This is a genomic window from Alloprevotella rava (genome assembly GCF_014195585.1).
In the GTDB taxonomy this organism is placed as follows: domain Bacteria; phylum Bacteroidota; class Bacteroidia; order Bacteroidales; family Bacteroidaceae; genus Alloprevotella; species Alloprevotella rava.
Genome location: NZ_JACICA010000003.1, coordinates 226,277 through 237,908, shown reverse-complemented (window position 1 = coordinate 237,908; position 11,632 = coordinate 226,277). Strand labels below are relative to the sequence as shown.

The 11,632-nt window shown below is 50.0% G+C and carries 8 protein-coding genes; all 8 read left to right on the top strand.

Translation table 11 applies throughout. The annotated features are described in order from the left end of the window. Positions 1–90: 90 nt before the first annotated feature. Positions 91–1,230, top strand: coding sequence for a phosphotransferase enzyme family protein (locus FHS60_RS04475; protein WP_183695585.1), 1,140 nt, complete (start codon positions 91–93; stop codon positions 1,228–1,230). A gap of 160 nt (positions 1,231–1,390) precedes the next feature. Continuing rightward, positions 1,391–1,579, top strand: coding sequence for a hypothetical protein (locus tag FHS60_RS04470; RefSeq protein WP_183695583.1), 189 nt, complete (start codon positions 1,391–1,393; stop codon positions 1,577–1,579). A gap of 345 nt (positions 1,580–1,924) precedes the next feature. Beyond that, positions 1,925–3,508 (top strand): DUF6057 family protein, encoded by a 1,584-nt coding sequence (locus FHS60_RS04465; protein WP_183695580.1) that lies wholly within the window; start codon positions 1,925–1,927, stop codon positions 3,506–3,508. A gap of 16 nt (positions 3,509–3,524) precedes the next feature. Further along, positions 3,525–5,048: a TolB family protein gene (locus FHS60_RS04460; protein ID WP_183695577.1), complete on the top strand. Its 1,524-nt coding sequence runs from the start codon at positions 3,525–3,527 to the stop codon at positions 5,046–5,048. A gap of 147 nt (positions 5,049–5,195) precedes the next feature. Beyond that, positions 5,196–6,614, top strand: coding sequence for a phosphoglucosamine mutase (gene glmM, locus FHS60_RS04455; protein WP_183695574.1), 1,419 nt, complete (start codon positions 5,196–5,198; stop codon positions 6,612–6,614). Positions 6,615–6,775: 161 nt separating this feature from the next. Next, positions 6,776–8,269 (top strand): sulfatase family protein, encoded by a 1,494-nt coding sequence (locus FHS60_RS04450; protein ID WP_244957435.1) that lies wholly within the window; start codon positions 6,776–6,778, stop codon positions 8,267–8,269. A 63-nt stretch (positions 8,270–8,332) separates the two neighbouring features. Continuing rightward, positions 8,333–8,845 carry a peptide-methionine (S)-S-oxide reductase MsrA gene (gene msrA, locus FHS60_RS04445; protein ID WP_183695568.1) on the top strand — a complete coding sequence of 171 codons (513 nt, stop codon included), beginning with the start codon at positions 8,333–8,335 and terminating at the stop codon, positions 8,843–8,845. Between the two features lie 158 nt (positions 8,846–9,003). Continuing rightward, entirely contained in the window at positions 9,004–11,604 is a 2,601-nt protein-coding gene (gene clpB, locus FHS60_RS04440; RefSeq protein WP_183695565.1) for an ATP-dependent chaperone ClpB, read from the top strand. The last annotated feature ends 28 nt before the right edge of the window (positions 11,605–11,632 follow it).

The window sequence follows — 11,632 nt, the reverse complement described above, 5'->3', positions numbered from 1 at the left end:
GTTGTTTTGTGTTGCCGTTGTGAAATAAAATTACTTTCTTTGCGTTTTGGAAAAAAATAATAACAAACAAAAACATACAACTATAAACCTATGGAACAAAAAGAATTGCTCAACATCGTAGCCAATTTTGACGTAACGGGCAAGGTGCTTGACGTAGCTCCCCTTGGTAACGGACTCATCAACACTACTTACAAAGTCACCACAGAGGGTGAAGCTCCCGACTACGTACTGCAACACATCAACAACCAGATTTTCCCCGACGTTGATATGCTGATGAACAACATCATCCACGTCACCGACCATATCCGCAAAAAGCTGGAGGCCAACAACACAGAGGACATCGAGCGCAAGTGCCTGCGTTTCGTACCTGCAAAGGATGGCAAGTTCTACTACTCCGACGGACAGAAATACTGGCGCATAATGGTTTATATCCCCGATACTACGAGCATGACGGAGGTTACTCCCGAAACGAGTTTCATCGTAGGCGAAACTTTCGGACAGTTCCAGAGCTGGTTGGCAGATATACCCGTAGAACTGGGTGAAACCATTAAGGATTTCCACAATCTCGAATTCCGCCTCCACCAACTCGAAGAAGCTGCTAAGGAGAACCGCAGCGGCCGCGTGGACAATGTGCGCGATCTCATCGAGGCTATTCAAGCACGCGCAGAAGAGATGACAAAAGCCGAACGCTTGCAGCGTGAAGGCAAACTCAAGAAGCGCATCTGCCACTGCGATACGAAAGTCGACAACATTCTCTTCGACAAAGATGGTAAAGTGCTTTGTGTCATCGATCTCGATACGGTGATGCCCAACTTTATCTTCTCTGATTTTGGCGACTACCTACGCTCTGCTGCCAACACGGGTAAAGAGGACGACCCGAACCTGGACAACGTGAATTTCAATATCGAAATCTTCAAGTCGTTCACTAAGGGCTATCTCCGTAGTGCTGGTGTGTTCCTAACTCCCGTTGAGATAGAAAACCTCCCCTACGCCGCAAAACTCTTCCCCTATATGCAAGCAGTGCGTTTCCTTATCGACTACATCAACGGAGATGTATATTACAAAACGCAGTATGCCGACCACAACTTGGTGCGTGCTCGAGCACAGTGGAAGCTCTTTGAGAGCGCCGATCAGCACGAGATTGAAATGAATATCTTCATTAAGCAAATCGTAGGTCAGCGCGGCCCTGCTGGTCAGTACAATAACCTCTTAAACACTTTTCAGGAATAAAAACAAGGCTTCGTGCCTTCACTGTTTTTCTATACAAGGGAATTTCCACAAGTTGGAAGTTCCCTTTTTATATGCTCCATATAGCGCCTTACCGCCCAATAACTTGACAAACGATTTTCTCAACAAAAACTGAGAACGCTCCAATTCCACTCATTTTTAGATGAAGAATGCGCATTCGCGCCTTCGTTTTTCAGAACTTTCCCACCCTGAAGTGGCATTGCAGTATTGTAGGCGCATTTACTTACACCATTCCCCGCAAAATTTCCCTTATTCTATCCGCCAGCGCAATAAGGATGTCAGCCGACGCAATAAGGATATCCGCCAACAGCCTTATTGTATCTGCCGATAGCCTTATACAACGGGTTTGCGCAGATAGAAGCAGAACAGACCGCTTTATCTGCCGCTGATTTTCGCGCAATTCTCGAGGACACAAAACTGCGAAGATTCTTTACGGGGATATACTTCCTTTGGTTTTAAGCCCACGAAAGGACACGAATAAGGCGAATGAGCACGAATTTTCTTCTTAAATCACTGCTCACAGATGAGATATTGAAAAAATAAATTCGTGCCCTTTCGCCCCTTTCGTGAAAATTCGTGGGCCAAAACTCTCCTTTCGCGGCTAAAACAAAGAAACCGCAAACCTTATCCGCAAAAAATTGTACCTTTGTCAGCAAAGTAATCATATACCTTGATAATGTCACACAAAAAAACTTACAAGCCGCAACACAAAGCCCCCGCAAAGCAGACACCAGCAAAGGCCGTGAAGCCTAAAAAACCGTTTTGCTGGAATCCTTTTATCAAAATTAGCGGCTTCGTGTTGTTGTTCGTTTTCTGCACTTTCGTCTATGGCGATGTCTTTGTGCGGGCGCAGCAAGACGCCTTTGTGATGAGCGATGCCATGTCCATGAAGTTTCTCACCGATACGCCCCTCGGTCATCTCTTTTGGTTCGGTCGCTATCTGATGATAGTATTCAAGTCGAAATGGGTGGGAGGTCTCATCCTCTCCGCTCTCCTCACGGCCATCGCCTGCCAGTTGGACGCCATCTTCCGCATCCCTGCCCGCTGGCGGGGCATAGCCTTTCTCCTGCCCATTGCCATCATGGCTTACATTGTTGAAATGGGTACCAACCTCTACTACAAAGCCGAGCCGAGCCGCCTGATGCTCATCCCGTTTATCACACTGGTGGTGCTCTTCGTAGTGACACAAATTATGCGCTTCATCCGCCGTGGCAAAGAGCAGTCCGCGGCAAAAGAGAAAGGTCTGCGCATCGGTATCCTATTGGCCGTGGCAGGCTTCGCTGGTCTCTATGCCGATGCCATGTATCGCCATCAAAACGACATTCTCGGAGCTAAGATGCAGAACAAGATGATGGAGCAAGACTGGGAGGGAATGATCGACGATGCCATGTCGGCGCGCCGCCCCACCCGCATCGTAGCCGCCTACCACGCCATAGCGCTGCTTCGCACCGATCAGCTCTTGGATCGCCTTTTTGAAATTCCTTACGACTACCCCGATGCGGGCCTGAAAAAGGTGGACGGCAGCGAGGAGTACGGACTCCTCCAGGCGGATTGCGACTTTTCCGCCGGACTTGTGCAACCTGCCTACCACTATGCCTTTGAACGCATCGTGATGGACGGCCCTACCACACGCAATCTCAAGCGCTGCGTGCTCTGCGCCATTCTGACTGGCGAGAAAGAGTTGGCCGAGAAATACCTCAACATATTGAAGCATGTTCCGTTTGAGCAAGCTTTTGTGGATCGCTATGAGCCGATGCTCAACAATCCTAAGCTCATCGACGAAGACTTGGAGTTGGCAAGCGTCAAGAAGTTTCTCCCCAAAGAGGATCTTTTCGAACAAAACTATCGCCAGCCTGTGTTCTTGGGCTACAACCTCGGCGTGAACAAAGGCGCCGACGAAACGCTCATCACCTCGGCAGCGGCGTGTCTCTATTCCAAAGACTTGGTGGCGTTGCTCCCGCGCATAAATTTCATGATGCAGAAAGGAATGCCCATTTCTCAAACCATGCAAGAAGCCCTCGCCTGCCTCGCTATCAAAGAAGGCTATCAAGACGTGGCAAAGCAGTTTGGAGTGAACCAAATGATTATGGCCAATCTCCAAGCCTTCATCATGGCGGCCCGCCCCTATACCAAGGATAAGCCAGCCCTACGCGCCAACTTGAAACAGGATTGGTTGGGTACTTATTTCTACTATTATTTCTGCGAAAACAATGAAGGCAATGTGGCCAACAATAATAAGGACAAAGGACAGGTCAACTAAATTGCTCAGCTGAATTATGAAAAAAATATATTGCTTTTTGCTCGCCATCTTTGCCTTTGCTTCCTGCGCCAAGGAGGTGAGTATTCCCAAAAATGCTACTCCCGTGAAGGAGGAGGCAGGTATATACCCCGACTACCGCAACATCACTATTCCGCCCAACATTGCCCCACTCAATTTCCAGGTGACAGCTCCGGGCAACAACTTTGTGGGAGTCATCCAAGGACAGGGCGCGCAACTCGTTGCAGGCGGTAATGAGGATGGAAAACTCCTCCTCGACAGCACTGAATGGCGCAAGCTGCTCACGGCCAACAAGGGCCGCGATTTGAGCGTGGAACTCTATGCTGAGCGAAACGACCTGTGGGTGAGTTTCCCGAAATACGTTATCCATGTGGCCGAAGAACCTATCGACAAATACCTCTCTTATCGCCTCATCGAACCCAGCTATGAGCTCTATCGCCAACTGGGCATCTATCAGCGCGACTTGGAAAATTTCGAACAAACGCCGATTTACGAAAACAATCGCACGTTTGAAGAAAAAGAGAACCATTGCATCAATTGCCACAACTATCAGGCTCACAACACGAAGCGTATGCTCTTCCATGTCCGCGCCGCACACGGCGGAACAATGCTGATAGAAAACGGGAAAATTGAGAAGCTAAATATGAAAACCGACTCTACGCTGGCCAGCACCGTATATCCAACGTGGCACCCAACGCGCAACTGGGTGGTTTTCTCAAGCAACAAGACGGGCCAGGCTTTCCACATGATCAATAAGAATAAGATAGAGGTGGTGGACTATGCCAGCGACCTCGTTTTCTATGATGCGGACAACAACAAGCTCTCAAATATTTTCAAGACCAACGACCATTTCGAAACGTTCCCTTGTTGGGCGCCCGATGGTAAGAAGCTTTACTATTGCGACGCTTATGTGCCAGATTTCAAAGGGCTACCCGACAGTTTGGCTATCAATCGCATTTTGGAACGCCACGACTCTGTACGCTATAATATATATAGTATGACATTCGATGAGCAAACCCGCCGCTTCGGCCCTCCACAACTGGAGGTGAACTGCACAGATATGAGCCTCAGCGCAAGTGTTCCGCGCGTCAGTCCCGATGGGCGATACTTGCTCTTCACCCTCGGAAAATACGGTCAGTTCCACATCTGGCACAAATCGAGCGACCAATGGATCAAGGACTTAAAGACGGGTGAGATTCGCCCGCTCACGGAGGCCAATAGCCCCGATGTCGACAGCTACCACACATGGTCGAGCAACGGCCGCTGGATTGTGTTCAGCAGTCGCCGTATGGACGGCTCGTACACGCGCCCCTTCATTGCTTATTTCGACAAGGAGGGCCGTGCCCACAAAGCCTTCGTCCTGCCACAAGCCGATCCTGAAGAGAACAAACTATTACTCAAGAGTTTCAACGTTCCTGAACTCACACGAACAAAAGTAGAAGTATCAGCCAAAGAGATACGCAACGCCGTTTACGATGATGACCACACTAAAAAAGTGGACTATTCTCCGCTTGGGAAATAACCGCCAAATCTCCACAAGAACCAAGAAAACCTTGTGGAGATTTGCTATTTTTAAGCTCAATTTCCTATAAAAACTTCTTGCAGTTTCTTCTGAACTTTCTTAACTTTGTGCTGCCTATTAAGAGAACTAAAACCTAATTAAAAATAAATGACACTCATAAAATCTATCTCTGGTTTCCGCGGAACTATCGGCGGTCACACTGGAGATACACTTAATCCGCTCGACATTGTAAAGTCCGTGACAGCGTATGCAACCCTCCGTGCTGCAAAAGTTGGCGGAAAAGTACAGAAAAAAATTGTCGTAGGACGCGACGCACGCATTTCAGGCGAAATGGTGAGCCACTGTGTCTGCGGCACTCTTATGGGATTGGGCTTCGATGTAGTCAACATCGGCCTGGCCACTACTCCAACGACAGAAATTGCCGTTCCTGCTGAAAACGCCGTGGGAGGTATCATCCTGACGGCTTCTCACAATCCACGACAGTGGAATGCGCTCAAGCTCCTCAACGAACTCGGAGAATTTATTCCCCCAGCTGAGGCTGCGGAGGTGGTTCGCCTAGCCGACGATGAACATTCTTTTGTCTACGCCGATGTTGATGAGCTCGGAAGCTACGAAGAAAAAGACATCTACGACCAATACCATATTGATATGGTCAAGGGTTTGGAACTGGTAGATGTAGAAGCAATTCGAAACGCTAAGTTCCACGTCTGCCTCGACACTATCAATTCCGTGGGTGGCATTATCCTACCAAAACTTCTCGACCAGCTGGGCGTGACTTATGACATACTAAATGGTGAGCCCAACGGACAATTTGCCCACAATCCCGAACCGCTGCGCAAGAATCTGGATGAGATTTGCAGCGTGATGAAAGAAAAGCACTACGACATCGGTTTTGTTTGTGACCCCGATGTAGACCGCTTGGTTTTCATCCAAGAAGATGGCGAAATGTATGGAGAAGAATACACCCTTGTTACTTGTGCTGACTGGGTTCTCCAACACACGAAAGGAAACACCGTTAGTAATCTCTCGTCCACCCGTGCCCTGCGCGACGTGACGGAGAAAAACGGTGGACAGTATAGTCCTTCTGCTGTCGGCGAGATTAACGTCGTGCTGAAGATGAAGGAAACCAACGCCGTGATCGGCGGCGAGGGAAATGGCGGAATCATCTATCCCGCAGCCCACTATGGCCGCGACACATTAGTTGGTATTGCCTTGATGCTTACCTATATGGCAAAGTCGGGCAAAACGCCTTCACAGCTGAAAGCACAGTATCCGCTCTACGCTATCGCAAAGAACCGCATCGATTTGCAGCCCGAAACTGACCTCGACGCTATTCTATCCGAAGTGAGAAAGGAGTTCGCCAACGAGAACCTTACTGACATCGACGGTCTGAAGATTGATTTCGCCGACAAGTGGGTGCACCTCAGAAAAAGCAATACCGAACCCATCATCCGCATATTCTCAGAGGCACATACCATTGAGGAAGCCGATGCTTTGGGTAAGCGACTCATCGACATCGTTGAGAAAACGGTGAACAAGCAAGCCGCCGGTTCTGACAAAGCTTAAATACAACTTGACGCGAGAAGAATGTCTCTGAAAAGGCATACTTCTCGCGTCGATATGTATATACCCCTCCCTAATTTTAATACTCCTTTCTTTTTATAACTCCCACCTCCCGCTTTATGAAAAAGAAAACCCAAGCTGTAGCTCTGCTCTCATTGCTGCCCATGGCTGCAGCTGCTCAGCGCTACAATATAGTCTACATCATGACCGACGATCATACGGCGCAAATGATGTCTTGTTATGACAAGAGCCATATTTCTACTCCCAACTTAGACCGCATTGCTCGCGACGGCATTAGGTTTGTCAATTCCTACGTGGCTAACTCCCTCTCGGGCCCTTCACGTGCTTGTATGTTGACGGGCAAACATTCTCACAACAACGGCTTCACCAACAACGAGCACGGCATCTTCGACGGATCGCAACAGACCATGCCGAAACTTCTTCAAAAGGCGGGCTACGAGACAGCCCTCATCGGAAAGTGGCACCTTATCAGCCAGCCCACGGGCTTTGACTACTGGAACATCATTCCAGGACAAGGTGATTACTACAACCCCGACTTCATCACAATGAAGAACGAAACCGTACGAGAGAAAGGATACATCACCAACATCATCACGGACAAAAGCATCAACTGGTTAGAGAAGCAGCGCGACAAGTCCAAACCTTTTGCTCTTTTCATCCATCATAAGGCCTGCCACCGTTGTTGGCTGCCCGAACTCAAGTATCTCCGCGAGTACGAGGATAAGACTTTCAAAGTACCCGATACTTTCTACGACGACTACAAAGGCAGAGTCGCAGCAGCAGCTCAGGAAATGAGCATCGCTTCCTCCCACGACATGGACATTGTCTATGATGACAAAATCTATACACCTGGAGCAGCCACGCGCCTAACAGATTCGTACCTCAACATGATTGGACGTATGGATTCACGCGACCGTGCCGACTACGACTGCTTCTATGACAGTATTACAGCCGACTTCGAGCAGCGCAATCTTTCTGGGCACGAGTTGGCCGAATTCAAGTACCAGCGATTCATGCGCGACTACGCCAAAGTGACAAAGTCCCTCGATGATAACGTAGGTAGAGTACTGGATGAGCTCAAACGCCTCAACCTGCTCGATTCAACCCTTGTGGTCTACACTTCCGACCAGGGATTCTACATGGGAGAGCACGGATGGTTCGACAAGCGCTTCATGTACGAGGAGAGCCTTAACACGCCACTCGTTATGCGCCTTCCCGCTGACTTCAAAGGCCGCGGAGAAATCAAAGAGATGGTACAAAACATCGACTATGCCCCAACTTTCCTCGAATTGGCAGGTGCGCCGATTCCGGCCGACATGGATGGCGTTTCCCTTCTGCCGCTGCTGAAAGGACAGCACCCGAAGAACTGGCGCAAGAGTATTTACTACCACTTCTACGAGTATCCTGCGGAACACAGTGTCAAGCGCCATTACGGCGTACGTACGGATCGCTGGAAACTTATTCACTTCTACAACGACATCGACGAATGGGAACTCTTCGACTTGAAGAATGATCCGCACGAACTCAATAATATCTACGGTCAGCCTGGTACGGAGAAAATCACGAAAGAGCTTCGCAAGGAGCTACGCCGCCTACAAGCGCAATACCGTGACCCGATCGAATCGCAACTGAAATAAAGAAATGTGCTAATCCGTGCGATATACCGCTCGCGATTAGCACATTAAAATACAAACAAAATAGTGAAGACAATTTATTTAGCTGGTGGCTGCTTCTGGGGCACTGAGCACTATTTCAAACAGATACACGGAGTGGTTAATACAACCGTGGGCTATGCCAACGGCAATACGGAAAACCCAACTTACGAGGAGGTCTGCTCCGACACAACCCACTTCGTCGAAACCGTAAAGGTGGAATACGACGATAAGAAAGTACCTCTTTTCTTTTTGCTCCGTATGTATTTCCTGACGATCGACCCTACGCAGGTCGACGAACAAGGAGCAGACAAAGGTTCACAGTACAGAACAGGAATCTACTATGAGGACGAGGCTGACAAAGCCATCATAGAGGACGCCGTCGCCGAGGAAAGTTTCGCTTTCTCTGATCCGATTGCCACAGAAGTAATGCCGCTGAAGAATTTCTATGCTGCCGAGGAATATCATCAAGACTACCTCGATAAGAACCCAAGTGGCTACTGCCACATCTCCCCCGAGCTCATCAAAATGGCCCGCGAAACGCAGCGCATCGACAACTAATCCGCCTATTCATAGGCTTCCCATATCAACATCCGCCACTCATTCTGGCGGATGTTTTTTGTATTATTTTGCACGAACCACTGACAAAATGTCACTCTTATTCCATTTGGCGCGGCCTTTGTTTTATTGTATGGCAAAATAATAAAAATAAAAAACTTATGAACTTCGATAATTTCACAATTAAAGCACAAGAAGCCGTACAACAGGCTGTCAACTGCGCACAAAGCGGCGGGCAACAAGCCGTTACGGCTCTGCACCTCTTGGCAGGTATCCTGCAAGTGGGGGAAAACGTCACACAATTTCTTTTCGGTAAGATGGGCGTCAACGCCAATACTTTGCAGCAGGTTGTAGACCGCGAACTCCAAAGTCAGCCCCGTGTGAGTGGCGGCGAGCCTTATCTGGACCGCGATGCCAACGAGGCACTGACTAAGGCAACTGACATTGCCAAGAAAGATGGCGACCAATTCGTGGGCCTCGAGCCTCTCCTGCTCGCCATCCTTCAAACCCAAGGTTTGGCCAGCCAGATGCTGCGCGATGCAGGCGTTACGGAGAACGGTTTGATAGCTGCCACCAAAGAATTGCGCGGTGGACGCAAGGCCGACTCTGCTTCGAGCGAGGACACCTACCAAGCACTGGGCAAATACGCCCGCAACCTCGTGGACGAAGCCCGCACAGGCAAACTCGATCCCGTTATTGGTCGCGACGAGGAGATTCGCCGCGTTCTGCAAATCTTGAGTCGCCGCAGTAAGAATAATCCTATCCTCATCGGCGAACCAGGTACGGGTAAAACAGCCATAGTTGAAGGTCTGGCGCAACGTATCGTTCGTGGCGATGTGCCTGAGAATCTGAAGAACAAGCAGCTTTTCAGTCTTGACATGGGTGCACTGCTGGCTGGTGCCAAATATAAGGGCGAATTTGAGGAACGTCTTAAGAGCGTTGTCAATGAAGTGACCAACTCCAACGGAGAGATTATCCTCTTCATTGATGAAATCCACACCCTTGTAGGCGCGGGCAAAGGCGAGGGAGCCATGGACGCTGCCAATATCCTCAAGCCGGCTCTCTCACGTGGCGAAATCCGAACCATCGGAGCCACCACGCTGGAGGAATACCAGAAGTATTTCGAAAAGGACAAGGCACTCGAACGCCGATTCCAAACCGTGTTGGTGGACGAACCAAGTGTGGAGGATGCCATCAGCATTCTTCGCGGCCTGAAAGAACGTTATGAGAACCACCACAAGGTGCGTATTCAGGACGATGCTCTCATTGCCGCTGCCCAACTCTCTCATCGCTACATCTCCGACCGTTTCCTCCCCGACAAAGCCATAGACCTCATGGACGAGGCTGCCGCAAAACTGCGAATGGAGCGCGACTCCCAACCAGAAGAGCTCGACGAAATCACGCGACGCTTGCGCCAGCTCGAAATTGAAAGGGAGGCCATCAAGCGGGAAAACGACGAGCAGAAACTTGCTGCCCTCAACAAAGAAATTTCCGAATTGGAGGAACGCGAAAAGGACTTCCGCGCAAAGTGGGAAGGCGAACGCGAATTGCTCAACAAGATTCAGGACAATAAGAAACAAATGGAGCAACTCAAGTTTGAGGCCGACCGCGCAGAGCGTGAAGGTAACTACGAGCGAGTTGCTGAAATTCGCTACGGCAAACTAAAGGCCTTGCAGGACGAAATCGACTCTATCCAGGAGCAACTCCATCAGCGCCAAGGCGCAGAAGCTCTTGTCAAAGAAGAAGTGACGCCCGACGATATCGCCGATGTAGTGAGCCGCTGGACGGGAATACCCGTCAGCCGAATGCTGCAAAGCGAGCGCGAAAAACTTGTACACATGGAAGGCGAACTCCACAAACGTGTCATCGGACAGGACGAGGCCATTCAGGCCGTAAGCGATGCTGTTCGCCGCAGTCGGGCAGGTCTGCAAGACCCCAAGCGTCCCATCGGTTCGTTCATCTTCTTGGGCACGACGGGCGTGGGTAAGACGGAGCTGGCAAAGGCTCTTGCCGAATATCTCTTCAACGACGAAACGCTGATGACGCGTATCGATATGTCAGAGTATCAAGAGAAATTCAGCGTTAGTCGCCTTGTGGGTGCGCCTCCGGGCTATGTGGGCTACGAAGAAGGCGGACAACTCACAGAGGCTGTTCGGCGCAAACCCTACTCGGTGGTACTCTTCGACGAGATTGAAAAGGCACATCCCGATGTGTTCAATATCTTGCTGCAAGTGCTCGACGACGGCCGTCTGACCGACAATAAGGGCCGCGTGGTCAACTTTAAGAACACCATCATCATCATGACTTCCAACCTCGGCAGCCAGTTTATCCAACAGAAGTTCGAGGCTATGCGCGGACTTCCCGACGCTAAGCAGGCCAACATCCTTGAGGAAACGAAGAACGAAGTGCTGGAGATGCTGAAGAAGACCATCCGCCCAGAGTTCTTGAACCGCATCGACGACATTATCATGTTCCAGCCGCTCAAGAAGGACGAGATCGAGCTCATCGTTCGCCTGCAAGTGGAAGCCGTCATCCGCCGACTCGCCGAACAGGAGGTGCAGCTCACCGTCACTCCCGATGCCATCGCGCTCATTAGCGAAGCTGGTTTCGACCCTGAGTTTGGTGCGCGTCCCGTGAAGCGTGCGCTCCAGCGGTTGTTGCTCAACGATTTGAGCAAAGCTCTGCTGAGCGGAAGCATTGACAAGAGTCGCCCGATAACGGCACAGGCCGAAGGCGACCACCTCACTTTTGCAAACAACTAAGACTCTATTTCTCTCAAAGCCGCGACAG

Excerpts from the sequence above, each read along its gene's own strand:
- FHS60_RS04475 (WP_183695585.1), top strand. The coding sequence starts at position 91 with ATGGAACAAAAAGAATTGCTCAACATCGTAGCCAATTTTGACGTAACG.
- FHS60_RS04470 (WP_183695583.1), top strand. The coding sequence starts at position 1,391 with ATGAAGAATGCGCATTCGCGCCTTCGTTTTTCAGAACTTTCCCACCCT.
- FHS60_RS04465 (WP_183695580.1), top strand. The coding sequence starts at position 1,925 with ATGTCACACAAAAAAACTTACAAGCCGCAACACAAAGCCCCCGCAAAG.
- FHS60_RS04460 (WP_183695577.1), top strand. The coding sequence starts at position 3,525 with ATGAAAAAAATATATTGCTTTTTGCTCGCCATCTTTGCCTTTGCTTCC.
- glmM (WP_183695574.1), top strand. The coding sequence starts at position 5,196 with ATGACACTCATAAAATCTATCTCTGGTTTCCGCGGAACTATCGGCGGT.
- FHS60_RS04450 (WP_244957435.1), top strand. The coding sequence starts at position 6,776 with ATGGCTGCAGCTGCTCAGCGCTACAATATAGTCTACATCATGACCGAC.
- clpB (WP_183695565.1), top strand. The coding sequence starts at position 9,004 with ATGAACTTCGATAATTTCACAATTAAAGCACAAGAAGCCGTACAACAG.